The organism is Actinoplanes nipponensis, from assembly GCF_016862275.1.
In the GTDB taxonomy this organism is placed as follows: Bacteria; Actinomycetota; Actinomycetes; order Mycobacteriales; family Micromonosporaceae; genus Actinoplanes; species Actinoplanes nipponensis.
The window spans coordinates 1-24,838 of the sequence record NZ_BOMQ01000099.1 but is presented as its reverse complement, the minus strand read 5'-3'; the positions used below and the strand labels follow the sequence as shown (position 1 = coordinate 24,838).

The window sequence follows — 24,838 nt, the reverse complement described above, 5'->3', positions numbered from 1 at the left end:
AACGCCGATCAGTGGAACGAGTCGCCGCAGGCGCAGGAATTCTGCGCGTTCGGGTTGTCGATCGTGAAGCCCTGGGCGTCGATGCGGTCCGCGAAGTCGATCGTGGCGCCCGCCAGGTACGGCGAGCTCATCCGGTCGACGACGACCTCGACACCGTCGAAGTCGGCGACGATGTCGCCGTCCAGCGACCGCTCGTCGAAGAACAGCTGGTACCGCAGCCCGGAGCAGCCGCCGGGCTGCACGGCGATGCGCAGGCGCAGGTCGTCGCGACCCTCCTGCGCGATGAGGCGCTTGACATTGGCGGCCGCGACGTCGGTCAAGATGACGCCGGTCGGCGCGGCCGTGGTGGCCTCGGTCGACTCGGTGTGCGCTTCAGTGGTCACGGTGCGGTTCTCCTGCCGGTCCGGTGATGTGCCGTACCGGCCAACGCTAACTCTGTTCGGGCATATTCCCAATCGGCGGGGCCGAGATGTCGACCACCGGTCACCTGCTCCACTGCCCGGCCAGGCGCGCGGCGACCTCGCGCAGGCCCCGGGCGGGCTCGGCGAGCGCCCGCTCCTCGGAGCCGAAGTGCTCGATCAGCGCGTACGTCTCGGTGACGCCCGCGGCGGCGGCCTCGCGGTAGCCGGTCTCGTTGCGCCCGGCGATGACCACGCACGGCAGGCCCCGGTCCCGGGCGCCGTGGGCGATGCCGGCGACGACCTTGCCGCGCAGCGACTGGTGGTCGAACGAGCCCTCCCCGGTGATCACCAGGTCCGCCGCGTCGAGCTGCTCCTCGAGCCCGATCAGGCCGGTGACCAGGCCGATCCCGGAGACCACCCGGCCGCCGAGGGCGAGCAGGGCGGCGCCGATCCCGCCGGCCGCGCCGCCGCCGGGCAGCGTGCGCAGGTCCGGGACGCCGAACGCCTGCTCCAGCACGCCGGCGAAGTGGTCCAGGGCCGCGTCCAGCCGCAGCACGTCCTCGCGGGTGGCGCCCTTCTGCGGGCCGTAGACGTTGCTCGCGCCGTGCAGGCCGACCAGCGGGTTGTCGACGTCGGTGGCGGCCACCAGGCGGACCCGGCGCAGGCGGGGCTCGGCGGCGAGCCCGGTCGCGGTGATCAGGGGGGCTCCGCCGTACGGCAGCGCGTACCCGCTCACGTCGACCGGGGCCGCACCCAGCGCGGCCAGCATCCCCGCGCCGGCGTCGTTGACCGCCGAGCCGCCGAGCCCCACCACGACCTCGCCGGCGCCGGACTCCACCGCGGCGGCGAGCAGCAGGCCCAGCCCGTACGAGGTGGCGGCGTTGACGTCGCGCTCGGCCTTGCTCAGCAGGTGCAGGCCGCAGGCCTGGGCGCTCTCCACGTACGCCGTGATCTTCGCATTCTGTCTTCCGCCGCGGGTCGGCTCAGCGTCGTCGACCAGCAGCACCTCGCCGCGGGTCGGGCGGCCCAGCGGGTCGACGGTGTCGACCGGCAGCCGCCGGCCGCCCAGCGCGCTCCCGAGCACGTCGACGAAGCCCGGACCACCGTCGGACAGGGGGCGCAGCACGGTCTCGTCGCGCGGAGCCGTCTCGTGCCAACCCTCGGCCACCGCCGCGGCGACCTGCGAGGCGGTCAGCGTGCCGGCGAACTTGTCCGGGCAGATCAATACGCGCACGGGGTGAAAGTACAGGTACCGCACAGGTTGCGGTGTCACGCTGGGTCGCATGGCCACTCTCATGCAGCGACTGCAGATGTTCCTGCGCAGCCCCCGGGGTCAGAAGATCGTCCAGCAGGGTCAGCGACAGCTGGCCAAGCCGGAGAACCAGGAGAAGCTCCGCCGGCTCGCGACCAAGTTCCAGGGCCGCCGGCGCTGAGTGCCCTAGGACACTCCTCCGCCGGCCGACGGCGCGGCAACCGTGTGGAAACATGGATCTCGTGACGTCGACCTGGACCGAACCCGGAAACACCGCCACGGCGCTGCTGCTGCTCGGCCGGGGCACCGACCCCGCCAGCGAGCGCGGCGTCGACTGCCCCGGCGATCTGCCGGCGCCCAGCGACCCCGGCCTGGTCGAGCGGGCCACCGCCGCCAAGGCCGCGCTCGGCGACCGGGTGTTCGTGCTGGGCCACCACTACCAGCGTGACGAGGTCATCCAGTTCGCCGACGTCACCGGCGACTCCTTCAAGCTGGCCCGCGAGGCGGCGGCCCGCCCCGACGCGGAGTTCATCGTCTTCTGCGGCGTGCACTTCATGGCCGAGAGCGCGGACATCCTCACCGGCCCGGGCCAGCAGGTCATCCTGCCCGACCTGGCGGCCGGTTGCTCGATGGCCGACATGGCCGTGCTGGGCCAGGTCGAGGCCGCCTGGGAGCAGTTCACCGACCTGGGCATCGCGGACGACGTCGTGCCCGTGACCTACATGAACAGCTCGGCCGACATCAAGGGCTTCGTCGGGCGCAACAACGGCGTGGTGTGCACCTCCTCCAACGCCAAGCGGGCCCTGACCTGGGCGTTCGAGCGGGGGCAGAAGGTCTTCTTCCTGCCCGACCAGCACCTGGGCCGCAACACCGCGGTGCTGGAGCTGGGCCTCGAGCTGGACGACTGCGTGCTCTACGACCCGCACAAGCCGAACGGCGGCCTCACCCCCGAGCAGTTGCGCGACGCCAAGATGATCCTGTGGCGCGGGCACTGCTCGGTGCACGGCCGGTTCACCGTCGACAGCGTGCGTGAGGTGCGCGAACGGGTGCCCGGCGTGCGCGTGCTGGTGCACCCGGAGTGCAAGCACGAGGTGGTCCGCGCGGCCGACGAGGTGGGCTCGACGGAGTACATCATCCGGGCCCTGGACGCGGCGCCCGCCGGCTCGGCCTGGGCGGTCGGCACCGAGCTCAACCTGGTACGCCGGATGGCGCTGGCCCACCCGGACAAGCAGATCATGTTCCTGGACCGGACGGTCTGCTACTGCTCGACGATGAACCGCATCGATCTGCCGCACCTGGTGTGGGCGCTCGAGGAGCTCGTGGCCGGCCGCGTGCCCAACCGGATCACCGTCGACCCGGAGACCGCCAAGTACGCCCGGCTCGCCCTGGACCAGATGCTGGCACTGCCGTAAAAATCACCCTGAGTGATCGCCGATGCGCCGAGCGCACGGCCGCACCTTTTTGTTGGCTTAATCATCAGCAATTCGTGCCGCCTTGGGCGTTGTGATGATTTCTGCTCTGGTCACTCAGGGCTATGCTGCCCGGGCGGCAGCCGCCGGTCCCCCATCGCCGGCTGCACCCCTATAAGCATCCGGGCGCGCTGACGCGCCCGCCTCTGGAGGTTGCGTTGACCGACGACGTCCTGGCCGTACACGGCGGTACGCCGCTGCACGGACAGATCCGGGTCCGTGGCGCCAAGAACCTGGTTTCCAAGGCCATGGTGGCCGCCCTGCTGGGCGAGTCCCCCAGCCGGCTGTTCGACGTGCCGGCCATCCGCGACGTGGAGGTCGTCCGCGGGCTGCTCGGCCTGCACGGCGTCAAGGTCAGCGACGGCGCCGACGACGGCGAGCTGGTGATGGACCCCACCAACGTGGAGAGCGCCAGCAGCGACGAGATCAACGTGCACGCCGGGTCCAGCCGGATCCCGATCCTGTTCTGCGGCCCGCTGCTGCACCGGCTCGGGCACGCGTTCATCCCGGACCTCGGCGGCTGCCACATCGGCCCCCGCCCGATCGACTTCCACATCCAGGCGCTGCGCCAGTTCGGCGCGGTCGTCGACAAGACGCCCGAGGGCATGCACCTGACCGCGCCCAACGGGCTGCACGGCACGAAGCTGGAGCTGCCGTACCCGAGCGTGGGCGCCACCGAGCAGGTGCTGCTCACGGCGGTACGCGCCGAGGGCGTGACCGAGCTGCGCAACGCGGCCATCGAGCCGGAGATCATGGACCTGATCTGCGTGCTGCAGAAGATGGGCGCCATCATCACCGTGCACACCGACCGGGTCATCGAGATCCTCGGCGTGCCCCGGCTGCACGGCTACAACCACAAGCCGATCCCCGACCGGATCGAGGCCGCGAGCTGGGCCGCCGCCGCGCTGGCCACCCGCGGCGAGATCGAGGTGCTGGGCGCCCAGCAGGCCGACATGATGACGTTCCTCAACGTCTTCCGCTCCATCGGCGGCGAGTTCGAGATCACCGACGCCCGGGTCGGCCGCACCGGCGTGACCGGCGTCGAGGGCGGCATCCGCTTCTGGCACCCCGGCGGCGAGCTCAACGCCGTGGCCCTGGAGACCGACGTGCACCCCGGCTTCATGACCGACTGGCAGCAGCCGCTGGTCGTCGCGCTGACCCAGGCCCGCGGCCTGTCGATCATGCACGAGACGGTCTACGAGCAGCGGCTCGGCTACACCGAGGCGCTCAACGCGATGGGCGCGACCATCCAGGTCTACCGCGACTGCCTCGGCGGCACCCCGTGCCGCTTCGGCCGGCGCAACTTCAAGCACTCCGCGGTCATCGCCGGCCCCAGCAAGCTGCACGCGGCCGACCTGGTCATCCCCGACCTGCGGGCCGGCTTCAGCCACCTGATCGCGGCGCTGGCCGCCGAGGGCACCTCCCGGGTGTACGGCGTCGACCTGATCAACCGCGGCTACGAGGACTTCGAGGGCAAGCTGGCCGCCCTGGGCGCGCTGGTGGAACGCATCTGATCCGGCCCACTCCGAGACCGCGCCGGCTTTTCCCGGCGCGGTTTCGGGTTTCCGGGGGCTCTTGGCTACGCTGCGGGGGTGTCCTCGCTGTTTCGCCGTAAGTCCACCGACCTCGTCTCCGACGCCACCGCCACGGTGACCGACGAGGCCGGGCAGTCGGCCGCGCCCAAGCCCAAGGCCTACACGCCCTCCAAGAAGGAACTCGGCGTCGCGACGCCGAAGCGCACCACCGCCCAGCGCCGGCACGACACGGCGCAGGCCCCGGCCAACCGGCGCGAGGCGTACAAGCAGATGCGCGAGCGCCAGAAACTGGAGCGCGCGGAGGCCTCGGCCGGCATGCGCGCCGGCGACGAGCGCTACCTGCTGGCCCGTGACCGCGGCCCGGAACGCGCCCTGGTCCGCAACATCGTCGACTCGAAACGCACCGCCGGCACCTGGTTCTTCGCCGGCGCGATCATCGTCTTCATCGGCGCGAACAGCACGATGCCCCCGGTGGTCCGGCTCGGCGCGAACCTGCTCTGGGCGATCCTGGCACTGGCGGTGGTGATCGACAGCATCCTGATCTCCCGTCGGGTGAAGAAGCTGGTGACCGAGCGGTTCCCGGGGACGACGCAGCGGATGGGGTCGCTCTATCTGTACGGGATGATGCGGGGGCTGACCTTCCGGCGGATGCGCGTGCCGAAGCCTCAGGTGGAGTTGGGCGACAAGGTCTAGCTCTTTCCGACGTTGTCGTGCCTGGGTGGGTGGTGCTGAGCGTCGGTTCCGCTGTGGCTTCGATGTGCTCGCTCGGCTCTGTCTTTTTGTCCGCCCCGCTCAGCTTCGTTCAGGGCTTTCGGGCGCGGTCTTGTTGTCGCCACATCTTCTAGGGCGACTTGTTCTAGGGCGACTTGTCGGTGGATCTTGAGGCGCCGGGGTCAGGAAATCGGCCGCGTCTCTCCAAGATCCGCGTTGGCGCGGGGGCGTGGCGTGTCGGGGCGGCGTGGGCGGCGAGTGGCGTGAGTGGCTGGCGTGGGCGGCTGGTGGTGTAGGCGGTGTGCGGCATTGGGCGACTGGCCTGGGCGACTGGTGGCGTGAGCGGCCGATGGCGTGAGCGGCCGATGGCGTGAGCAGGTGGACCGGCCAAGCGGGCAGGGTGACCTGGCCCGGCACGGGAATGGGCGGCAGGCGGCCACGCGCGGCACGCGGGACAAACACGCTCGCGGCTCACCGGCGACAGGCGACCGGACACGGGTGGCGGACACGCCGCACTTGGCAACCTTGGGACGCGAGCGGCAGACGCACAGACGGCACGCCCGGCGCGCCAGCGGCAGACGGCCGCTCGGTGGATCTTGAAGCGCCGGAGCCACAAAATCGGCCCCGTCTCTCCAAGATCCGCGTAGCGCGTGGCGCGTGGCGCGTGGCGCGTGGCGCGTGGCGCGTGGCGCGTGGCGCGTGGCGCGTGGCGCGTCGGGGCGACGTGGGCGGAGTGCGCGGCAGGTGGCGCGGGCGGCAGGCGGCGCAGGCGGCGCGGGCAGCAGGCGGCGCAGGCGGCGCGGGCAGCAGGCGGCGCAGGCGGCGCGGGCGCCAGGTGCAGGGGCAGGCCCTACTCGATGCCGGCCAGCCGCAGCAAGGCCGCCGTACCCGCCGCAGCCAACACCACCACCACGAACGGCGCCCGGCGCCAAGCCAGCAGCGCACCGACCACCACCCCGACCGGCCGCGCCACCCCCGCCAATGACGTCCCGTCCATCAGGGCCGCAGTCGCCGCCAGGGCCGCCAGCAGCGAGGCCGCCGCCATCGGCAGCAAGCGCTGGAGGTGGTCCGAGAGCTCGAGCCGGTCGCGGAGCAGCACGCCACCCAGCCGCATCGTGTACGTGCCCACCCCGAGTGTGAGGATCGCGGCGATCAGCACGGCGCCTCCTGGGTTTCGCGTCCAGCCGTACCCCGGCGGCCGGGCCGGAACAGCACCGCCAGGCCCAGCAGGGCGCACAGCACCGGCAGGCCCGCCGGCAGCACCGGGGTCAGCGCCACCGCCACCGCCGCGCCCAGCAGGGCGACCAGGCGGGTGTCGCCGTCGCGCAGGGACGGCAGGATCAGGGCGATCAGGCCCGCCGGGAAGGCCGCGTCCAGGCCCAGGGTCGCCGGGTCGCCGGTGGCGCCGCCGAGCCACACGCCCAGGGCCGTGCCCGCGTTCCATGAGGTGAACAGGGTCAGGCCGATCAGCCAGTACGTGCGGCGGCGGCGGGCGGGGTCCCGTTCGGCGAGGGTGAAGGCGACCACCTCGTCGGTCATCAGGTGGCTGCCGATCAGGCGGTCGCGCCACCTCGAGCCGACCGTCGCCGCGACGGCCAGGCCGAACGGCAGGTGGCGGGCGTTGAGCAGCAGGCCGGCGAGCACGGCGGCGATCGGGTTGCCCGCCGCGATCAGGCCCACCGCCAGGAACTGGGCGCCGCCCGCGAACACCGCCGTGGACATCAGGAACGGCACCCACACCGGCAGCCCGTACGCGATTGCGATGGCGCCGAACGACGCACCGACCGCGATCATCGCCGCCGCGATGGCGGCCGCGTCGCGCAGGAGCTCCCGGTCCGGTGTTCGTGTTGCCGTACGCATGGTTCAAAATAATGAACGACGCGCCCGGCGTTCGTCAAACCGAACGACTCGATCGACGGAGTGAACAGTGTCGCAGCCCGCTCCCCCGCTCGCCACCATCGCCGCCGCCCTGCGCCGCGAGCGGGAGCGGGTCGGCATCTCGCTGGCCGAGCTCGCGCGGCGGGCCGGGCTCGCCAAGTCGACGTTGTCGCAGCTCGAGTCCGGCACCGGCAACCCCAGCGTGGAGACCCTGTGGTCGCTGGGCGTGGCGCTGGGCGTGCCGTTCAGCCGGCTGGTGGAGCCGCCCGCCCCACTGATCCGGGTCGTCCGCGCCGGCCAGGGACCCCGGCTGCAATCCGACCACGCCGACTTCTTCGCCACCCTGCTGACCGCCGGCAGCGCCCACACCCGGCGCGACCTCTACGTCATGGAGCTGGAGCCGGGCGCCTCCCGCGAGGCCGACGCGCACCTGCCGGGCAGCATCGAGCACCTGGTCGTCGCGGCCGGACGGTTGCGGGTCGGTCCGCGGCACGAGGAGGTCGAGCTGGGCCCCGGCGACTACGTGACCTTTCCGGGCGACATCGCGCACCACTACCAGGCCCTCGAGCCGGGCACCTGGGCCGTGCTGCTGATGGAGCACCGCTAGGACGCGTACAGGCGGGCCACCACGTCCTCGATGTCGGGCTCGACCACGGACAGGTCACGCAGCGAGGACAGCGCCGCCAGCCGGGCCACCACCGGGCCGGCCGTGTCGGTGAGCAGGTCGAACGACGCACGGCAGCGGTCGGCCTCGACCGAGACCAGCGTGGCCCCCTCGACCGTGAAGCCGGCCGGCAGCGGCGCGTCCAGGTCCACCACCAGGCGGCGGCGCGAGCCGTACCGGGTGTGCAGGGCCTCGATCGTGCCGTCGTGCACCACCCGGCCGTGGTCGATCACCACCAGGCGCCGGCACAGCCGCTCGATGTCGGCCAGGTCGTGCGTGGTCAGCACCAGCGTGACGTCGCCGCCCGCGCCCAGCTCGGCCAGGAACGACCGGACCGCCTGCTTGCTCACCACGTCCAGGCCGATCGTCGGCTCGTCCAGGAACAGCACCTCCGGCCCGTGCAGCAGCGCGGCCGTCAGCTCCCCGCGCATCCGCTGGCCCAGCGAGAGCTGCCGGACCGGGGTGTCCAGGAAGCCGCCGAGGTCGAGCAGCTCGGTGCAGCGCCGCAGCCGGGCCGCGTGCTCGGCCGCCGGCACCCGGTAGAGGTACCGCAGCAGCCGGAACGACTCGCCCAGCGGCAGGTCCCACCACAGCTGCGAGCGCTGGCCGAAGACCACGCCGATGCGCAGCGCCAGGCGGGTGCGCTGGGGCACCGGCGCCAGCCCGCACACCGACACGGCGCCGGCGGACGGGGTGAGCACGCCGGTCAGCATCTTCAGCGTGGTGGACTTGCCGGCGCCGTTCGGGCCGATGTAGCCGACCATCTCCCCGCGCTCGATCCGCAGGTCGATGCCGTCCACGGCGGCCACCTCGCGCTTGGTGCGGCGCAGACGCCCGGCTCTGACCCGTACCGTGAAGTCCTTGCGCAGTCCGTCCATCCGGATGACGCTCACGATCTCCCTCTCATGACCCGGTGCTGCGGTAGTGCCGGACACCGGCCCGCCAGACCAGCGCGGCCAGGGCCGCCGCGACCAGCGCGACCAGCGGCGAGACGAAGCCCGCCCAGGCGGGCAGGCCCAGCGGGTCGGCCCGGCCGAGCAGCGCCAGCGCCGGCTGGTAGGACACGAAACCGAACCCCAGGCCGTACGCGAAGAGCGTGCGGAACCAGCCGGCGTAGACCGGCACCGGGTACGCGGTGAAGTCGCGCCCCCCGTAGGTGAACGCGCTGCCCAGGTCGCCGGAGTCCACCCACCAGAACGCCAGGCTGGCGCTGAGCACGAAGATCGCGCCGAAGAAGACCGCCCCGGCGAGCGGCACGACCAGCGCCAGCAGCACCCGCGCCGGGGTCCACTCGATGGCGTTGAGTCGCAGCGCCACCAACAGCACCCCCACCGCCAGCACCAGCCGCAGCGCCTTGCGGAACGGCAGGTCCATGAGCACGAGCTGGGCCAGCGCGCCCAGCGGCCGGACCAGCACCGCGTCCATCAGCCCGGTCCGCACGTACGTCTTGAGCCGGTCGATGTTGCCGACCGTGAAGTCGGCCAGGTTGAACGCGCACGACGACAGGCTGACGATCAGCACCGCCTCCGGCAGGGTGAACCCGGCGACCGTCCGGGTGGCGCGGAAGATCACGAACACGGCGACCACGTCGAGCGCCGTGGCCCCGATGTTGGTGACCATCTCGACCAGGAACGACGCCCGGTACGACAGCAGCGACCGCCACTGCGCGCCCAGCAGCGCCGCGTACGCCCGCAGCTCACCCACCCTGGGCCACCAGCCGGCGCTCCGCCCGGCGCTGCACCAGGGCGCACAGCGCCAGCAGCGCCACCGCCCAGCAGGCCTGCAGGCCGACCAGGGCGACCTGCACGGGCGGGGGGTCCCGCTCGATCAGCACGTCCAGCGGCGTCTGCAGGAAGCCGGGGAACGGCGTGGCCACCCACAGCGTCACCGCCAGCCAGTCCGGCAGGAACCGCAGCGGGAAGTACAGCCCGGCCAGCACGCCGGCCGCCAGCGTCCAGAGGATCAGCGGCCCGCGCGCGTCGTGCAGCCAGTACGCCGTCGCGTTGACCAGGAACCGCACCCCCATGCTGCCGACCACCGCGAGCAGCACCGACACCGCGAACAGCGGCCCGGTGAACCAGCGGCCGGGCAGGTACGGATCGAAGAAGATCAGGCCCACGACGACCGGCGGCACGAACCGGAAGAGCATCGCGTGCCCGGCCCGGCCCAGGTCGGGGGCGAGATAGCCGATCACCGGGTGCACCGGCCGCAGCAGGTCGGCGGTGACCTCGCCGCTGCGGATCCGGTCGGCCAGCTCGGTCCAGCCCCACAGCGCCACTACGGTGAGCAACCCCTGCCCGACCCACACGAAAGTGGTCAGCTGCGCGGCGTCGTAACCGGCGGGCCGGCCGCCGTCCGCGCCGGCCGCGACGGCGAGCAGCACGTAACAGCGGAGGAACCCGAAGACGATGTTCGTGAACGATCCGGCTATCGTCGCCTGCCGGTAGGTGATGTACCTCTGGAAACCCGACCGGGCGAGGGCACCGAAAGTAGCCAGGGACTCCCGGAACGGACGGTGCGGAGAGATCTGAGGCACCCTGGCGTCGAGCCGGTCCACGCCGTTAATCTCCTTCCACAACCCCCGCAGCGGAGCCGGGCGACTGTACCCGGTGACCCGCCCTGCCACCGAGCTATTTCCGACAAGGTGGAAAATCGTCGTGACTGAGCGTAACCAGCCACCCGGCGCCCCGAGGGCTGCCCGGTGAACGGCTGGAGCTCGCACGCCGGCGCGGACCGCTGGGACGACGAACCCGCCTGGGTGTACGAGATCACCTGGGAGTGGGAGCCCCAGCCGGGCCAGCGCTACCCGGGCGACCCGGGCCGCCGCCGGGCCGTGCACCACCCGGTCTACGACGCGTCCCGCGCCGCCGAGGCGGCCTCGGCCTGGGACGCCGACTTCCGCCAGATCGCCCAGGCCTCCGGCCCGCCGGCCCCGTCGTCCGGCGGCCCGTCCACGGCCCGCCCGGTCTCCCCCGCGGCCGGCCGCGCCACGGTCGGCCGTCCGCCGCAGCCACCGCCGTCGTGGACCGGCCCCGAGGAGCAGGGGTACGCCGGCCCGCGCACACCGTACGTGTCGGGCCGGCCATCCCAGCCGCCGCAGCAGCAGGGTCCGTCGTGGAACCGGCCGGTGCCCCTGCCGGACCGGCTGCCGGAGGCGGAACGGCGCCAGCAGCGCCCACCGGCCGAGCGCCCACAGTCCGCGCCGCCGCTGTACGGCCAGACGCCGCCCGCCGACCGGGGCCGTGCGGACGGGCCCTACCCGGGGCCGCGGCCGGACCCGCGCTACCAGGCGGGTCCGGCGGCCGGCGACAACCGGTTCGCGGACGGGCGCGCCTACGACCCCCGGTCCGGCGGGGCTCGGCCCGAGCAGCGCCAGCCCGGCGGGCCGCAGGACGGGCGCTTTGCGGGGCAGGGGTACGCGGGCCAGCGTCCGGAGGCTGCGGCACGGCCGGAACCGCGGCAGGCGTACCGGCCTGGGCCGGAGGCGCCGCAGGCTCAGCGTCCCCGTCAGGAGGCTCCGCCGTCTCAGCCTCACCGTCAGGACGCTCCGCCGGCGCAGCCTCACCGCCAGGAGGCTCCGACGGCCCAGCCTCACCGCCAGGAGCCGCCGCCGGCCCAGCCTCGCCGTCAGGAGGCGCCGCCGCATCAGCCTCATCGCCAGGAGGCTCCGCCGGCGCAGCTTCACCGTCAGGAGCCGCCGCCCGCCCAGCTTCTCCGTCAGGAGCAGCCGCCGGCGCGGCGGGGCGATTTCGCGCGTCCGGAGCAGCCTTCGCGGGCCGAGGGTCGTCCCGGCGTGGACGGATACGTGCCGTACCGGATCGGGCCGGCCTCGCAGTCCGCGTCCCGCCCGGCTCAGGAACCGCCCTCGGACGCCCGGTCCGCCCCGGCGTACCCGGTTTCGCCGCCGCCGGGCTCCCGGCCGGCCGCCGCCCGGCCCGGTGACGACCAGCTCTACGGCCGGGCGAACCCGGCGGCGCAGCAGCCCGCGCGGCCGGTCAGCCACGAGACGCCGCCCTACCAGGGACCCGCCGCGACCACCCCGGTCGCGCCCTACCCGGCGCCGCGGCCGGTCCCGCCCGACCCGGCCTGGGCGCCGCCGGTCGATCCCCGACCCGCGACACCCCTGGGACCGCGCTCCCCCCAGGCCGAACCACGCGCGGCGGCGCCCCGCTCGGCCCCGCCCGCAGTCCGGCGCCCGGCCCACAGCGCGGAACCGCCGACAGATCCCCGGTTCGCGGCGCCGCTGCGCGCGGTGCCGCCCGCCGAGCCACCGGCGCGCCCGGCCGGCCACCCTCCGGCGTCGCCGCCCTACGCCGCGCCGGCCGCTTACTCGGCGCCGCCGGTTCGGTCCGGGCCTCCGATGCCGACGGGGCCGCTGCCGCATTCGGCCCCGCCGGCACAGCCGGCGCAGTCTCGTCCGCCGGTCGAGGCGGGCCCACCGGTGCATTCCGCGCCACCAGTGCCGCCTGGGCACTCCGCGCCGCCGGTGCCCTCCGGGCCGCCCGTGCAGCCAGCGCCGTCCGTGCACTCCGCGCCGCCCGTGCAGCCACCGCCGCCTTTGCAGTCGGGCCCGCCCGTGCACTCCGCACCGCCCGTGCACTCCGCACCGCCCGTGCATTCCGCGCCGTCCGCGCAGCCAGCGCCGCCCGTGCACTCCGCGCCGCCCGTGCAGCCAGCGCCGCCTTTGCAGTCGGGCCCGCCCGTGCACTCCGCACCGCCCGTGCACTCCGCACCGCCCGTGCACTCCGCACCGCCCGTGCAGCCAGCGCCGCCCGGGCAGTTCGCGCCTCCTGCGCACACCGCGCCGCCGGACCGGCCGGGGGTGCAAGGTCGTTCTGTGCCGGAGTCCTGGGCTCCCGCCGCATCAACTGCGCCGCCCGCACCGCCGGTGGTTGCCACCCCGCCCACCGGGCAGCAACAGGCGACGCCTGTCGTCCGGCCGGTGTCCGCGCAGCCCGCGACCTACCGTCCGGCCGCGAGGCCGCAGCCCTACGAGCCTCAGCAGCGGCCTTCCGCGCCCGTCCCCGCCGCCGACGAGCGGCAGGACCTGCGGTCGGCGCGCACCGTTCCCGCGCGACCGGCAGACGCTCCACAGCAGCCTGCGCCGCTCGCTGCCACCGGCGCGCCCACGACCACCGAGCCCTCTGCCGTCCCGCCTATGACCACCCAGCCGGCTGCCGGCCCGCCCATGTCCGCCCAGCCAGCCGCCGGCTCAGCTGGGACCGCCCAGACAGCCGCTGGCCAGCCCATGACTGCCCAGCCAGCCTCCGGCACGGCTGCGTCCGCCCAGCCGGCAGCAGGCACAGCTGCGACCACGGCGCCAGTCAGCGGAACTAGGCCGCCGAGCGTCGACCCCGAGGTCACCCGGCCCATTCCGCCCTTCCCGGCGCCGGTCCGCGCCCCGCAACCGGCGGTTGCCGACCCCATGGCTGCGGTGCCCGTGCCCCATGCCGCCACGGCCGGTGTCGAAGCCACCGCCGTCGTTCCCGCCCCCACGGAGCCGGTGGCTGAGGAGGAAGCCGGCCCGGAGGAACCGCACGGGCTGGGCTGGCTGCTGTCCCAGAGCGGCCTGGGCGCGGTCACCCCGACACCCACGCCTACCGGCCCGGACCCGACCGATCTCGTCATCGACATCCCGGACGCGGCAACGGTCACGCCGGTCAGCGGCGGCGCGGCACCCGCGCCGGTGTCGGCGGCACCTACCGGCGGCGGCTCGACCGGCGGCAGCGGGACATCTTCCGCTCCTGTCTCGGGGGTTCCGACCAGCGGCCGCAACCCTGCCGGGGCACCGGTGAGCGACACCCCGTTCAACGGAGCCCCGGTCAGTGGCATCCCGGCGAGCAGCATCCCGGCCAGTGGCGCCCCGGTCAGCGGCGTCCCAGCCGGCGAGGCCCTGGCAAGCGGCATCCCGGCCACTGCCGCCCCGGCAAGCGGCGTCCGAGCCGGCGAGACCCCGGTGCGTGGCATCCCAGCCAGTGCCACCCCGGCAAGCGGCATCCCAGCCAGTGGCGGCCCGACCGGCAGCGTCTCCGTCAGCGGCATCCCGGTCGATTCGTCGCGGGTCGGCGGGGCCGCCGCCAAGCAGGACTGGTTCTCGCCCACCACCGAGACGCGACTGGTCGTCACGACGCCCGCCGAGGCCGCCCCGGACAGCAGCACACCGGTCGAGGATCTACCTGCCGCCTCCGTCGCAGCGCCGGCTGTGTCCGACCCGATCGACCAGTCGATCTTGGAGGAGGGCGCCGCCGGGGTTCCGGTCCGAGACCAGGCAGACGCCGTCATCCCGGCGGTCGTCGACCGCCCGGCCGCCGTCGAAGCTGTCATTGCCGCACCAGCGATCGCTGAGGCTGCCCCCGCCGAACCGGAAACCGCCGAACCGGAGACAGCCGAGGCCGTCCCCGCCGAACCGGAGACAGCCGAACCGGAGACAGCCGAGGCCGTCGCCGCGGAGCCGCAGACCGCGGAGCCGCAGACCGCCGAACCCACCGCTGCGGAGCCCGAGGCGGTTCCCGCCACCGAGGAATCCAACACCGCCGAGCCCGCCAACGCAGAACTCACCGACGCGGCCCCCACCGACGCCCAGGCCGACGAATCCAGCACCGCCGAGCCCGTCACCGACGACGCCACAGCCGCGGAGACCGTGACCGCCGAGCCCCTCGAAGCCCGCCCGAGCTACGAACCGGCCGCCACCGAACCCCTCGCCACCGCCCCGGTCACGGAACCGACGGCCGACCAGCCCGTCGCCGCCACCCCACCCCCGACCGAAGCCGAAGCCGAGGCCGAGGCCGCCGGACCCCCCAAGCCCGAGACGGCCGTAACCGCAGCCGTGGCCGAACCCCCGGCGCAGGACGTTGTCGAGCCCGCCACCGCCGGCCCAGCCGACACGAACCGGACGGACATCGAACCGGCCGGCCCGCCGCCGGCCATCGAAGAACCGGCAGACCTCCCGTCGACCGAGGCTGCCCCGACGGAGCCCGACACCCTGACGCACCAGGCCGAGCCCGCAGAGACCATCCCGCTGGGCACCGACCCGGAGACGGAGCAGACGGAACCGGCCGTGGCCGAGGTGATCGAGGCAGACCCCGTCGAAGCCGAGCCGACCGAGAGGGAGACGGCCGACGCCGCCGAACTCGAAGCGGAGCCGGTCACCCCCCGTACCGGAAATGCCGCTCTCCGCACCCCCAGCACGCAGCTGCCCACCCTCAGCGTCCCCCCGCCTCCGCTCCCCGACCTCGAGCCCGAACGGCGCCGCGCCGACCCCGAGCAGGTTCTGGCCGCGTACCCCTGGAAGCTCGATCCCGTCACCCTGCGGGAGACCGCCGACGACCCGGAGCCGCTGCTGGCCGTGCGGGACCGGCTCACCGACCGGCTGGAGTACGCCGAGCGCGACACCGTCCGGGCCAGCCTGCTCAGCCTGCGGGCCGTGGTCTCCCGGGTCCTCGGTGATCTGGGCCGGGCCCTGGCCGACGCGCGGGAGGCCCTGCGGCATGCCGAGGCCACCGGCGAGCTGCAGCGGATCGCGCTGGTGCAGGCGCGGCTGGCCCTCGTGCAGCAGTGGCGGGGCGATTTCGCCGAGGCCGACCGGCTGGTCGAGGAGGCCAATTCCGTCGAGCTGCCCGACCGGCTGCGGGCCGAGCTGCACGTGCAGGCCGGCAAGTCCCGGTACGAGCAGGGCCGCTACCTGGAGGCCTGCAACCATTTCGAGGCCGCGCTGGAGCTGCGCCGGGTCGAGGATCCCGACCTGGTGGCCCGGACCGGGACCGCGCTGGACGCCGTCATGGCCCGGGTGCGCGAGGCGGGCTGGGGTCCGTACCCCCGGTCCCGGGAGGAGATCCTGCAGCAGAGCCGGCCGCCGCATCCGGCGCTGGACTACGACTCCGGCTGGCAGGGGTACGCCGACCACGACGGCGAGGTGGTCATCCCCGAGCGGTACGCCGAAGCCCAGCCGTTCCACGAGGGCGTGGCCTGGGTCCGCCGCCCGGGCACCGCCGCCTGGGAGCTGATCGACGAGACCGGCGCGCTGGTCATCGACGCGGCCAGCGGTTACGTGCAGGTGGGCCGGTTCGCCGACGGGCTGGCCTGGGTGTCGCGGGAGCCGGCCGGGGGCTGGTTCGCCGTCGACTGGCACAACCGGGTCATCGTGCCCGGCGGCTTCGAGGACGTGCGGCCGTTCCGGCAGGGGCTGGCCGTGGTGCGCCGGGGCGGCTGGGGCGCCGTCGACCGGCACGGCCGGGTCGCGGTGCCGTTCAAGTATCAGCGGTTCGCCACCGAGCTGACCGCCGGCGGCCCGGTGGAGGGTTTCACCGGGGACGGGCTGGCCGTCATCGACGCCGGGGACCGGCTCGGGGTGGTCGACCGCGGCGGGCAGCTGCTGGTGGCGCCCGTGCACGCCCGCCTGCTGATCCACCCCTCGGCCTTCCTGGTCGGCGACCGCGAGGGCCGCTGGGGTGCGCTGGACCGCAACGGCGACCCGCTCGTCGAGGTGACCCGGGCCCGCCCCGGCGATGTGGTGGAGGAGATAGCCCGGCTGCTGCCGGGAACCCGGCCGGTTCTGTAGGGGGCCGGTAGGGTCCCAGGCATGGAGTTTCGTCACCTCGGCCGTTCCGGCCTGCTGGTCAGTGAGATCGCCTACGGCAACTGGATCACCCACGGTTCCCAGGTCGAGGAGGATGCCGCCGCCGCGTGCGTGCGGGCCGCCCTCGACGTGGGCATCACCACCTTCGACACCGCGGACGTCTACGCCGGCACCCGCGCCGAGGAGGTGCTGGGCCGCGCGCTGAAGGGCGAGCGCCGCGAGGGTCTGGAGATCTTCACGAAGGTCTACTGGCCGACCGGCCCGGGCCCGAACGACCGCAGCCTGTCCCGCAAGCACATCATGGAGTCGATCAACGGCTCGCTGCGCCGGCTGCAGGTGGACTACGTCGACCTGTACCAGGCGCACCGCTACGACTACACGACCCCGCTCGAGGAGACGATGCAGGCGTTCGCCGACGTCGTGCACTCGGGCAAGGCCCTCTACATCGGCGTTTCGGAGTGGTCCGCGTCGGAGATCCGGGCGGGCTGGGAGCTGGCCCAGGACCTCAAGATCCAGTTCGTGTCGAACCAGCCGCAGTACTCCGCGCTGTGGCGGGTCATCGAGGCCGAGGTGGTGCCCACCTCGATCGAGCTCGGCGTGGGCCAGGTGGTCTGGTCGCCGCTGGCCCAGGGCGTGCTCACCGGCAAGTACGAGCCGGGCAAGCAGCCGCCGGCCGGCTCGCGGGCCACCGACGACAAGTCGGGCGCCGACTTCATCTCGCGCTGGATGAGCGACGAGGTGCTGACCGCGGTGCAGGGGCTCAAGCCGCTGGCCGAGCAGGCCGGCCTGTCGCTGGCGCAGCTCGCCCTGGCCTGGGTGCTGCAGAACGACAACGTCTCGGCCGCGATCATCGGCGCGTCCCGGCCGGAGCAGGTCCACGACAACGTCAAGGCGTCGGGCGTGAAGCTCGACAGCGACCTGATGAAGGCCATCGACGACGTGCTCACCGGCGTGACCGAGCGGGACCCCGCGAAGACGGTCAGCCCGGCCCAGCGCCCCTGACCCTCAGGGCCCGGCGCCCCCGCGGGGGCGCCGGGTCACAGGGACTGCCAGAAGCGCATGTACGCCAGCCCGATCTCGCCCATGCTGTCGGGCACCCCGAGGATCCCGCTGAGCCAGCTCACCAGCGTGAAGAACCAGACGTTGATCTTCGACTGCCAGAGCAGGACGAAGAGCAGGATGAAGCCGTACGGGGCGAAGAGGTTGTACGCCCGCTGGTACGGCGGGCTGAGCCAGGGCTGCACGATGTTGCCGCCGTCCAGGCCGGGCACCGGCAGCAGGTTCAGCAGGCTCGCCGTGACCTGCAGGAACGCCAGCGCCGCCAGGGCCACCCAGAAGGCGCCGTGGCTGCCGCCGACCACGAAGCCGCCGTCGCCGTCGCTGTACAACGTGACGTCGCGGCCCGCGCCGAACGCGAACGGCACCGCCAGCAGCAGCGCGAACACCACGTTGGTGGCCGGGCCGGCCGCGCTGATCAGCGACTCCTTGGCCTTGCTGCGGATGTGCGCGTGGTCCACCCACACCGCGCCGCCGGGCAGGCCGATGCCGCCGAGCACCACCGCCACCAGCGGCAGCACGATGGACAGCACCGGGTGCGTGTACTTCAGCGGGTTCAGCCGCAGGTAGCCGCGCTCGGCCACGCCCCGGTCGCCGGCGAAGTACGCGACGATCGCGTGGGCGTACTCGTGCAGGCAGAGCGAGAGCACCCAGCCGGCCACGATGAGCAGGAAGACGTCGACCCGCACGTTGCCGTACCCGGTCCAGGCCATCCAGGCGGCCACGACCGTGACGGCCAGGATGCCGACGAAGACCGGGCTCGGGACGAAGGCGCTCTTCGGGACGCCCCGGGAGACTTGGTAGCTCACTCGGCCGGCAGCAGACTCATCTTGTAGTCGACCCGGTCGTCCTCGACCAGGGTGACCTGGGTGACCCCGGCGGCCGCCAGCTCACGCCAGGCCTGGCCGATCCACGACTCGGCGTCGGCCTGGCTGCTGAACGTCTCGGTCGGTCCGGCCACCGGACGACCGTCGACGCCCTCGTACCGCCAACTCCACGGCATGCCGCCGCCTCCCTCAGGTGTCGATCTGTGGTCCTGTTCCCACCCTACGGTGTGCGCGGCGGTACGCCGGGTACGGCCGGGCCGGGTCGCCCCGCATGATCGCGGCGGGCGGCCCTAAAGTACGGGGCATGTCTGCTGACGGGTGGAGTTCGGTCCTGGTGCTCGGCGGGATCCGGTCCGGCAAGTCCGCGTTCGCGGAGGCGCTGGTCGCCGGGGCCGCGTCGGTGCGTTACGTCGCCACGGCCGTCGGCGGCGAGGAGGACCCGGAGTGGCGGGCCCGGATCGAGACCCATCAGCGTCGCCGCCCCCAGTCCTGGACCACCGAGGAGACCGGCGCCGACCCGGCCCGGCTGGCCGCGCTGCTCACCGAGGCGAAGCCCGACGACACCCTGCTGGTCGACGATCTGGGCGGCTGGGTCGCGGCGCTGCTCGACCCGGCCCGGCAGCCGAACGACGACCTGGCCACCGTGACCGCGCTGGCCGACGCCGTGCGCTCCTGCGCCGCGCGGGTGGTGCTGGTCAGCCCCGAGGTGGGGTTGTCGCTGGTGCCCACCACGCCGGTCGGGCGGGCGTTCGCGGACGCGCTGGGCACGGCGAACCAGGCGCTGGCCGGCGCGTGCGACCGGGTGGCGTTCGTGGTGGCCGGCCGCCCGACCTGGCTGAAGACCGGGCCGGACGATCCCGCCGTCGTCTCCGACCTGGCGGCGGAGAACAGCGAGAGCCGCCCGGCCGAGGAGCCGGCGCCCACCGTCGACGCGGTGGCCATGCACGACGCGATGACGGCGGCGACACCGGCCACCGGCACACCCGTGGTCGCCGCGCGGCCGGTGGCCGCCGGCGAGCCGGCAACCGCCGAGCCGGTGTCGGCCGGGGACGCCGTCGCGGCGCACCGGGCCCGCGCCGCCGCCGCGGGCACCGGCGCGCTGCACGCCCCGACCGTGATGCTGCCGCTGGTCGCCGGCGGCGCGGTCATCGAGGCCGGGATGGATCTGCCGCTGCCGGACAGCGACGCCGGGCCGGACGCCCGGGACCGGCTCGCCGGGGTCGACCTGCCCGGGGCCGGCATCGGGGCGCTGCTGGAGGCCGTCGAGTTCGCGGCGGCCACCCAGTCCACCGTCACCCCGCGGACCTGGGGTCCGGTGCGCGTCCTGCTCATCGCCGGCCGGCACGCCGGCGGGTCGGCGGCCGGCGCCGATGCCGGCGACGCGGACCGCCGGGCCGCCGAGGCGGAGGCCGGTACGGGCGCGCTGGCCCGGCTCGCGGCGACCGCGGACGCCGACATCGTGGTGGTCCGCACGCCCGCCGCGGGCGCCATGGAGGACGGCCCGGTGCTGGATGCCGAGGGCGTCGACGCGGCGCTGCGGCAGGGCTGGGCGCTCGTCGACGCGGCGGCCGAGGACGGGCGGGACGCCGTCGTCCTGGCCTCCTGCGGCGTGGGCACCGAGGCCGCGGCCACGGCCGTGCTCGCCGCCACCACGGGCGCCGAGCCGGTGGCGATCCTGCCGCGGGTGCTGGTGCCCGGCGGCTTCTACGACGACGCGGCGTGGATGGCCCGGTGCGCGGCCGTGCGCGACGCGATGCACCGCATCCGGCAGGAGCCGCGCGGCGCCAAGGACGTCCTGGCCCAGCTCGGCGGGGCCGACCTGGCCGTGGCCACGGGCGTGCTGCTGGGCGCGGCCGCCCGGCGGCTGCCGGTGCTGCTGGACGGGCCGCTGGGCATCGCGGCCGGGCTGGTGGCGCGGGACATCGCCAGCCAGGCCCGGCACTGGTGCCTGCTGCCCGACGCCGGCACCCTGGCCCTGGTCCGCCAGGGCGCCGACGTGCTCGGGCTGAACCCGGTCGTGCAGCTCGGCCTGGATCTCGGCGAGGGGGCGAACGCGCTGGCCGTGCTGCCGCTGCTGCGCTCGGCGATCGCGCTGGCCGGGGCGCTGCCGGTGCACCCGGCGCTGCTGGCCGGGCACGGCGACGCGGGCCTGACCGCGGAGGAGCCGGGGGACGACGAGGGGCAGGACTTCACCGAGCCGGAGCCGCACGGCCCCGGCCCGGCCAGTGCCTGACCGGCGGCCGCGCCCTGCGGACGAGCCACCCGGGGACGAGACCGGCGGGACCGCTGGTGTCGGCGCGGGCCGGGCGCCGGGCGGGCTGCCGCTGGGCGACGGGCTGCGGCTGGCGCTGACCACGCTCACCGTCCTGCCGGTCCGTACCGGCATCGTCGACCGCCGCAGCGCGGCCGTCGCCATGAGCGCCGCGCCGCTGATCGGCGCCCTGCTGGGCGGCGTGCTGGCCGCCGTCTTCGTCGTGCTCGGCCAGAATCTGGTCGCCGCCACGGTGACCGTCGCGGCGGGCGCGCTGCTCACCCGCGGCCTGCACCTGGACGGGCTCGCCGACACGGTCGACGCGCTCGGCTCCTACCGGGCCGGCCCCGCCGCGCTGGAGATCATGAAGAAGCCGGACATCGGCCCGTTCGGCGTCGCGGCCATCGCCCTGACCCTGCTGATCCAGGCGGCCACGCTGACCGAGGCCGGCCCGTGGGCGATCGTCGCGGCCTGGGCGGCCGGGCGGCTCGCCGTCACCGTGGCGTGCCGGCGCGGCGTGCCGGCCGCGCGGCCGGGTGGCCTGGGCGCGCTGGTCGCGGCCACTGTGCCGGTCCCGCTGGTGCTCGCGGCCGCGGCCCTGGTCGCGGCCGGGGCGGTGTGGGCGGTACCGGGCCGGCCGTGGCAGGGGCCGGCCGCCGTCGCCGGCGCGCTGCTGGTGCTGGTCCTGCTGCTGCGCCACGCGGTACGCCGGTTCGGCGGCATCACCGGCGACGTGCTGGGGGCGGCCGTGGAGCTGACCACCACCGTGACGCTGATCGGGCTAACCCTGGGCTGAGTCGTACGCCCGGACGACCTTCTTCGGCGCGGTCCGCCGCCACGCATCGGTGACCAGCTGGCGCACCTCGTCCGGATCCGCCTCGGCCAGCACCACGGTCACCCACCCGTAGCGGCCCACGTACGGCGCCGGCGAGTACACGTGCGGGGCGGTGGCCACCAACTCGGCCTGTTCCTCCCGGGACGCCTTCACCGTGACGGTGCCGCTGCCCCCGCCGCCGGAGGCGAACATCTTGTCGCCGTACCGCAGGGTGGGGTGGCCCCACTGCTCGACGAAGACCTCGGCGCCGCCGGGCAGCGCCAGCACCCAGTCGCGGACCTGCTCGTACGTGACGGTCATCGCACCGAGGGCTGCACGAACGGCGGCTTCACGACCCTCGCCCCGGTCCGGCGGCCCCGGATGTCGATCTCGACCAGGTCGCCCTCGGCCAGCCCGGCCGCGGTGTCGAGCAGGGCCAGCGCGATGCCGACCTTCTTCGTCGGGGAGAACGTGCCGCTGGTGATCTCGCCCACGAGAGTGTCGCCGGCGTACACCTGCATGTGACCCCGCGGGATGCCGCGGCCGGTCAGCTCCAGGCCGCGCAGCAGCCGGCGCGGTCCGGCGGCCTTCTCGGCGAGCAGCGCGTCGCGGCCCCAGAACGCCGGCTTGGACCAGCCGACGGCCCAGCCTGAGCGGGCCTGCACCGGGGTGATCTCCAGCGACAGCTCCTGGCCGTGCAGCGGATAGCCCATCTCGGTGCGCAGCGTGTCGCGGGCGCCGAGCCCGCACGGGCGCACGCCGGCCCCGACCAGCGCGTCCCAGACGGTGACCGCGTCGTCCCACGGCACCACCAGCTCGTAGCCCTGCTCGCCGGTGTACCCGGTGCGGCAGACGATCAGGTCCACCCCGTCGATCTGCGCCGGGTTGAACGACATGTAGTCGTGGCCGGTCGGCAGCCCGAGCTTGGTGACCGTCTCGGCGGACTGCGGGCCCTGCACGGCGAGGACCGCGAAGCTGCGGTGCTCGTCGGTGACCGTGATGCCCTCGGGGGCCGCCGCGGCGAGCCGGCGGACCACCTCGGCGGTGTTGGCGGCGTTCGGGATGAGGAAGACCTCGTCCGGGCCGATCAGGTACGCGATCAGGTCGTCGACCACCCCGCCGGTGGCGTCGTCGCAGCACAGCGTGTACTGCGCCTTGCCCGGGCCGATGCGGCCGAGGTCGTTGCTGAGGCAGGAGTTCACGAAGTCGGCCGCGCCCGGGCCGGTGACCCGCGCCTTGCCCAGGTGCGACACGTCGAAGACGCCCACGGCCTCACGGACGGCGGTGTGCTCGCGCAGCACGCCGCCGCCGGCGTACTCCAACGGCATCTCCCAGCCGCCGAAGGCGGCGAACTTGGCCCCGAGCGCGACGTGGCGCTCGTGCAAAGGCGAACGGAGCAGGGCTGCGGCCTCGGTCGACATGAGTGGCAACTTACCCGTGGTCTTGACTGTGGTTAGCATCGGCGGGACACCATCACCGATCGGCGCGACCCGCGCCGGGGTGACCACACCGTCGGAGCGGCCCACGAGGGGGCTCCGGCCCCTCATCGTCGCGGAGCCCGAGTGACCCACCCCGCCCCCACTCTCACCCTGGTCGACAGCGACCCCGCCGAGCTGGCCGTCGACGCGATCGTCATCGGGCTGCACAGTCAGCCGGACGAGGGTGGCGCGCTGCTGCCGGCCGCCGGCGCGGAGAGCATCGCCGCCGCGTTCGACGGGAAGCTGACCGCCACCCTGGCCCTGCTGGGCGCCACCGGCGCTCCCGGCGAGGTGACCAAGCTGGCCACGCTCGGCACGATCGCGGCGCCGCTGGTCGTCGCGGTCGGGCTGGGCGACGAGCCGTCCGGTTCGGCGCCCGCCACCGAGACGCTGCGGCGGGGCACGGGCGCCGCCGTGCGCGCGCTCGCCGGCAGCGAGACAGTTGCGCTGGCCCTGCCGGTGCCCGACGACACGGACGCCCCGGGCGTGCTGCGGGCGATCCTCGAGGGCGCGCTGCTCGGGTCGTACCGCTTCGCCGGCTACAAGACCAAGCCGCAGCCGGGCCGCCGCGACCCGGTCCGGGCCCTGCAGGTCACCGTCGCGGACGCCGCCGACGCGTCCGCCCGGGCCGAGGTCACCCGCGCCGAGATCGTCGCCAAGGTCGTGCGGCTCACCCGCGACTGGGTCAACACCGCCCCCAACGACCTGCGCCCGCCGCAGTTCGCCGACGCCGTGGTCGCCGCGGCCGAGGGCACCGGCCTGGAGGTCGAGGTGCTCGACTTCGACGCGCTCAAGGCCGGCGGCTACGGCGGCATCGTCGCCGTCGGCCAGGGCTCGGAGGCGCCGCCCCGCCTGGTCAAGCTCAGCTACACGCCCGAGGGCGTCACCGACCCGAAGCGGGTCGCCCTGGTCGGCAAGGGCATCACCTTCGACACCGGCGGCATCAGCATCAAGCCGACCGCCGGCATGTGGGAGATGAAGTCCGACATGGCCGGCGCCGCCGCGGTCGGTGCGGCCCTGCTGGCCGTGGCCGCGCTCAAGCCGTCGGTCGCGGTCACCGGCTACCTGGCCATGGCGGAGAACATGCCGTCCGGTACGGCGTACCGGCCGGGCGACGTCATCACCATGTTCAGCGGCAAGCGCGTCGAGGTGCTCAACACCGACGCCGAGGGCCGCATGGTGCTCGCCGACGCGATCGCCCGGGCCTGCGCCGACGGCACCGACTACGTCTTCGAGACCTCGACGCTGACCGGCGGCCAGGTGGTCGCGCTGGGCAAGCGCATCGCCGGCGTCATGGGCACGCCGGAAACCTGCGAGCGGGTCCGGGCGGCCGGCGACGCGGTCGGCGAGCCGGCCTGGCCGATGCCGCTGCCCGACGACGTGCGCAAGGGCATGGAGTCGGAGATCGCCGACATCAGCCAGACCAACGCGAACATGGACCGCGCCGGGCACATGCTGCAGGGCGGCGTGTTCCTGCGCGAGTTCGTGGCCGAGGGCGTCGAGTGGGCGCACATCGACATCGCCGGGCCGTCGTACCACACGGGCGAGCCGAACGGATACTGGACCAAGGGCGGCACCGGCGTGCCGGTGCGCACCCTGCTGGCGCTGGTCGACGACGTCGCCGCCAACGGCTGAGCCGGGCGACCCCGGGGCGATCTCGGTGGCTGGGCCCTTCCGCCGCTGAGATCGCCACCGGGCCGCACGGTCTGAACCCCACCGATCCGGTACGGCGACACACCGTTACCGACCCCGACACCCCCTCCTGTGGTCACAACCCGGTCGGGCGGGGGGTCACCGCCCCTGCCGGCGTGCCGGGCCGCTGGGCGGAACGCGCGGCCTGCGCCCGGCCCGCCGGGCGGAGCACGCAGCCTGCGCCCGGCGCGCTGGGCGGAGCACGCAGCCTGCGCCCGGCGCGCTGGGCGGAGCA

22 protein-coding genes are annotated in these 24,838 nt (G+C 74.4%); 10 read left to right on the top strand and 12 right to left on the bottom strand.

Features of this window, described 5'->3' with window-relative positions:
- Window positions 1-8: 8 nt before the first annotated feature.
- Together erpA and Ani05nite_RS39175 are read right to left on the bottom strand one after the other, a co-directional pair.
- Entirely contained in the window at window positions 9-383 is a 375-nt protein-coding gene (erpA, locus tag Ani05nite_RS39180; protein WP_203776979.1) for an iron-sulfur cluster insertion protein ErpA, read from the bottom strand.
- Between the two features lie 100 nt (window positions 384-483).
- Window positions 484-1,686 (bottom strand): glycerate kinase family protein, encoded by a 1,203-nt coding sequence (locus Ani05nite_RS39175; protein WP_203776977.1) that lies wholly within the window; start codon window positions 1,684-1,686, stop codon window positions 484-486.
- On the opposite strand from Ani05nite_RS39175, the gene Ani05nite_RS39170 reads away from it, so the two are divergent.
- The 4 genes from Ani05nite_RS39170 to Ani05nite_RS39155 all read left to right on the top strand — a co-directional run bounded on the left by Ani05nite_RS39170 (window position 1,685) and on the right by Ani05nite_RS39155 (window position 5,350).
- Window positions 1,685-1,834 (top strand): hypothetical protein, encoded by a 150-nt coding sequence (locus Ani05nite_RS39170; protein ID WP_203777072.1) that lies wholly within the window; start codon window positions 1,685-1,687, stop codon window positions 1,832-1,834. The two genes, Ani05nite_RS39175 and Ani05nite_RS39170, sit on opposite strands and share 2 nt — an antisense overlap.
- Before the next feature lie 61 nt (window positions 1,835-1,895).
- Window positions 1,896-3,065, top strand: a complete 1,170-nt coding sequence (nadA, locus tag Ani05nite_RS39165) for a quinolinate synthase NadA (protein WP_203777065.1) — start codon at window positions 1,896-1,898, stop codon at window positions 3,063-3,065.
- Window positions 3,066-3,280: 215 nt separating this feature from the next.
- Complete coding sequence (murA, locus tag Ani05nite_RS39160) at window positions 3,281-4,636, top strand: UDP-N-acetylglucosamine 1-carboxyvinyltransferase (protein WP_203776975.1); 1,356 nt, start codon at window positions 3,281-3,283, stop codon at window positions 4,634-4,636.
- A gap of 78 nt (window positions 4,637-4,714) precedes the next feature.
- Window positions 4,715-5,350 carry a DUF3043 domain-containing protein gene (locus tag Ani05nite_RS39155; RefSeq protein WP_203776973.1) on the top strand — a complete coding sequence of 212 codons (636 nt, stop codon included), beginning with the start codon at window positions 4,715-4,717 and terminating at the stop codon, window positions 5,348-5,350.
- Between the two features lie 868 nt (window positions 5,351-6,218).
- Here Ani05nite_RS39155 and Ani05nite_RS39150 read toward each other — a convergent pair.
- Window positions 6,219-6,527: an AzlD domain-containing protein gene (locus Ani05nite_RS39150; protein WP_203776971.1), complete on the bottom strand. Its 309-nt coding sequence runs from the start codon at window positions 6,525-6,527 to the stop codon at window positions 6,219-6,221.
- Window positions 6,521-7,228: an AzlC family ABC transporter permease gene (locus Ani05nite_RS39145; RefSeq protein WP_203776969.1), complete on the bottom strand. Its 708-nt coding sequence runs from the start codon at window positions 7,226-7,228 to the stop codon at window positions 6,521-6,523. Before Ani05nite_RS39145 ends, Ani05nite_RS39150 begins: the two co-directional genes overlap by 7 nt.
- A gap of 67 nt (window positions 7,229-7,295) precedes the next feature.
- Here Ani05nite_RS39145 and Ani05nite_RS39140 point away from each other — a divergent pair, with 67 nt between their 5' ends.
- Window positions 7,296-7,853 (top strand): helix-turn-helix domain-containing protein, encoded by a 558-nt coding sequence (locus Ani05nite_RS39140; RefSeq protein WP_203776967.1) that lies wholly within the window; start codon window positions 7,296-7,298, stop codon window positions 7,851-7,853.
- On the opposite strand, the gene Ani05nite_RS39135 is transcribed toward Ani05nite_RS39140, so the two are convergent.
- From Ani05nite_RS39135 to Ani05nite_RS39120, 4 genes are all read right to left on the bottom strand, one after another.
- Entirely contained in the window at window positions 7,850-8,803 is a 954-nt protein-coding gene (locus Ani05nite_RS39135; protein ID WP_203776965.1) for an ABC transporter ATP-binding protein, read from the bottom strand. The genes Ani05nite_RS39140 and Ani05nite_RS39135 overlap by 4 nt on opposite strands.
- A 10-nt stretch (window positions 8,804-8,813) precedes the next feature.
- Window positions 8,814-9,614, bottom strand: coding sequence for an ABC transporter permease (locus Ani05nite_RS39130; protein ID WP_203776963.1), 801 nt, complete (start codon window positions 9,612-9,614; stop codon window positions 8,814-8,816).
- A complete protein-coding gene (locus Ani05nite_RS39125; RefSeq protein WP_203776961.1) occupies window positions 9,607-10,467 on the bottom strand; it encodes an ABC transporter permease in 861 nt (286 codons plus the stop codon). Before Ani05nite_RS39125 ends, Ani05nite_RS39130 begins: the two co-directional genes overlap by 8 nt.
- A 290-nt stretch (window positions 10,468-10,757) precedes the next feature.
- Complete coding sequence (locus Ani05nite_RS39120) at window positions 10,758-10,901, bottom strand: hypothetical protein (RefSeq protein WP_203776959.1); 144 nt, start codon at window positions 10,899-10,901, stop codon at window positions 10,758-10,760.
- A gap of 2,512 nt (window positions 10,902-13,413) precedes the next feature.
- On the opposite strand from Ani05nite_RS39120, the gene Ani05nite_RS39115 reads away from it, so the two are divergent.
- Together Ani05nite_RS39115 and Ani05nite_RS39110 are read left to right on the top strand one after the other, a co-directional pair.
- Complete coding sequence (locus tag Ani05nite_RS39115) at window positions 13,414-16,467, top strand: WG repeat-containing protein (protein ID WP_203776957.1); 3,054 nt, start codon at window positions 13,414-13,416, stop codon at window positions 16,465-16,467.
- Window positions 16,468-16,488: 21 nt separating this feature from the next.
- Window positions 16,489-17,487, top strand: a complete 999-nt coding sequence (locus Ani05nite_RS39110) for an aldo/keto reductase family protein (RefSeq protein WP_203776955.1) — start codon at window positions 16,489-16,491, stop codon at window positions 17,485-17,487.
- Window positions 17,488-17,522: 35 nt separating this feature from the next.
- On the opposite strand, the gene Ani05nite_RS39105 is transcribed toward Ani05nite_RS39110, so the two are convergent.
- Together Ani05nite_RS39105 and Ani05nite_RS39100 are read right to left on the bottom strand one after the other, a co-directional pair.
- Window positions 17,523-18,350: a site-2 protease family protein gene (locus tag Ani05nite_RS39105; RefSeq protein WP_203776954.1), complete on the bottom strand. Its 828-nt coding sequence runs from the start codon at window positions 18,348-18,350 to the stop codon at window positions 17,523-17,525.
- Window positions 18,347-18,544 (bottom strand): hypothetical protein, encoded by a 198-nt coding sequence (locus Ani05nite_RS39100; RefSeq protein WP_203776952.1) that lies wholly within the window; start codon window positions 18,542-18,544, stop codon window positions 18,347-18,349. The genes Ani05nite_RS39105 and Ani05nite_RS39100 overlap by 4 nt, the downstream gene beginning before the upstream one ends.
- Before the next feature lie 128 nt (window positions 18,545-18,672).
- Between Ani05nite_RS39100 and Ani05nite_RS39095 the strand changes: the two genes are divergently transcribed.
- Window positions 18,673-20,601, top strand: a complete 1,929-nt coding sequence (locus Ani05nite_RS39095; RefSeq protein WP_203776950.1) for a bifunctional adenosylcobinamide kinase/adenosylcobinamide-phosphate guanylyltransferase — start codon at window positions 18,673-18,675, stop codon at window positions 20,599-20,601.
- Between the two features lie 85 nt (window positions 20,602-20,686).
- On the top strand, window positions 20,687-21,415 hold the full coding sequence (locus tag Ani05nite_RS39090; RefSeq protein ID WP_377880903.1) for an adenosylcobinamide-GDP ribazoletransferase: 729 nt from the start codon (window positions 20,687-20,689) through the stop codon (window positions 21,413-21,415).
- On the opposite strand, the gene Ani05nite_RS39085 is transcribed toward Ani05nite_RS39090, so the two are convergent.
- Both Ani05nite_RS39085 and gcvT read right to left on the bottom strand, forming a co-directional pair.
- Window positions 21,401-21,754 (bottom strand): MmcQ/YjbR family DNA-binding protein, encoded by a 354-nt coding sequence (locus tag Ani05nite_RS39085; RefSeq protein ID WP_203776948.1) that lies wholly within the window; start codon window positions 21,752-21,754, stop codon window positions 21,401-21,403. The two genes, Ani05nite_RS39090 and Ani05nite_RS39085, sit on opposite strands and share 15 nt — an antisense overlap.
- Entirely contained in the window at window positions 21,751-22,854 is a 1,104-nt protein-coding gene (gene gcvT, locus Ani05nite_RS39080) for a glycine cleavage system aminomethyltransferase GcvT (RefSeq protein ID WP_239131079.1), read from the bottom strand. The genes Ani05nite_RS39085 and gcvT overlap by 4 nt, the downstream gene beginning before the upstream one ends.
- Window positions 22,855-22,995: 141 nt before the next feature.
- On the opposite strand from gcvT, the gene Ani05nite_RS39075 reads away from it, so the two are divergent.
- Window positions 22,996-24,546 (top strand): leucyl aminopeptidase, encoded by a 1,551-nt coding sequence (locus Ani05nite_RS39075; RefSeq protein ID WP_203776944.1) that lies wholly within the window; start codon window positions 22,996-22,998, stop codon window positions 24,544-24,546.
- The last annotated feature ends 292 nt before the right edge of the window (window positions 24,547-24,838 follow it).

Excerpts from the sequence above, each read along its gene's own strand:
- Ani05nite_RS39085 (WP_203776948.1), bottom strand. The coding sequence starts at position 21,754 with ATGACCGTCACGTACGAGCAGGTCCGCGACTGGGTGCTGGCGCTGCCC.
- Ani05nite_RS39145 (WP_203776969.1), bottom strand. The coding sequence starts at position 7,228 with ATGCGTACGGCAACACGAACACCGGACCGGGAGCTCCTGCGCGACGCG.
- Ani05nite_RS39095 (WP_203776950.1), top strand. The coding sequence starts at position 18,673 with ATGTCTGCTGACGGGTGGAGTTCGGTCCTGGTGCTCGGCGGGATCCGG.
- gcvT (WP_239131079.1), bottom strand. The coding sequence starts at position 22,854 with ATGTCGACCGAGGCCGCAGCCCTGCTCCGTTCGCCTTTGCACGAGCGC.
- Ani05nite_RS39175 (WP_203776977.1), bottom strand. The coding sequence starts at position 1,686 with ATGCGACCCAGCGTGACACCGCAACCTGTGCGGTACCTGTACTTTCAC.
- Ani05nite_RS39100 (WP_203776952.1), bottom strand. The coding sequence starts at position 18,544 with ATGCCGTGGAGTTGGCGGTACGAGGGCGTCGACGGTCGTCCGGTGGCC.
- Ani05nite_RS39170 (WP_203777072.1), top strand. The coding sequence starts at position 1,685 with ATGGCCACTCTCATGCAGCGACTGCAGATGTTCCTGCGCAGCCCCCGG.
- Ani05nite_RS39110 (WP_203776955.1), top strand. The coding sequence starts at position 16,489 with ATGGAGTTTCGTCACCTCGGCCGTTCCGGCCTGCTGGTCAGTGAGATC.